Source organism: Vibrio sp. 704 (genome assembly GCF_033339295.1).
The window spans coordinates 1-766 of the sequence record NZ_JAWOUH010000351.1 but is presented as its reverse complement, the minus strand read 5'-3'; the positions used below and the strand labels follow the sequence as shown (position 1 = coordinate 766).

The 766-nt window shown below is 49.3% G+C and carries 1 protein-coding gene; it reads right to left on the bottom strand.

What is annotated here, in order from left to right; translation table 11 throughout:
* Nucleotides 1-766, bottom strand: a 766-nt coding sequence (locus R7R24_RS26410; protein ID WP_318120077.1) for a pyruvate formate lyase family protein, incomplete at both ends; no start/stop codon positions are given.

Sequence of the window (766 nt, the reverse complement as noted above, 5' to 3'; positions counted from 1 at the left end):
TATCCCCTTCTGAAGCGACAGCCGCTGGGCTTAACTTCTGGTTAAGCAGCACGCCACCTAGGATTTTATTGGCTTGAATTTTACCGACTGAGTTATACACCGCCGTTGGTCCCAAACGGTCAGAGCCCGATGCTGGACTTGCGCCTTCCGCCAGTGGCGTTTTCGCTTTTCGACCATCTGGTGTTGCCATCGTGGATGCGCCAAATGGCACGTTAGCAGAGATGCTCGATGTTCCCGCGTAGTAGCCACCACCAATTGGCCCGCGCCCATGACGTGTGTTGACAAATTGCGCCAACTCATCGATATAAACTTGGTAAGCATCAGCCAGCAATTGGTCGACATAATCGTCGTCATTGCCGTATTTTGGCGCGAAGTTGATTAAGCGTTGGCGAAGTTGTTCGTTCTCAATACCATCGAAGTCTTCTTCTAATGCTTTTGCCAATTCCGTTTGGCTGATTTGTGCTTCTTCAAATACCAAATGTTTGATCGCCGCCAAACTGTTACCCAAATTGGCGATACCCACTTGCAGGCCAGATACCCAATCGTATTTCGCTCCGCCTTCTTTTACTGTTTTACCGCGCGCCAAACAGTCATCCACCAGCGATGAGCAGAAAATATCTTGCGCTTGCTGCTCAAGCACGCTGTCGACTACGGTATCGATCTCAATAGATTTACGTGTGTAGTAGCGAATTTGCTCCGCCCAAGAAGCGGTGACTTGATCAAAACTCTCGAAGTTGCCTTTTGCCAACGACTTATCATGCGGCAA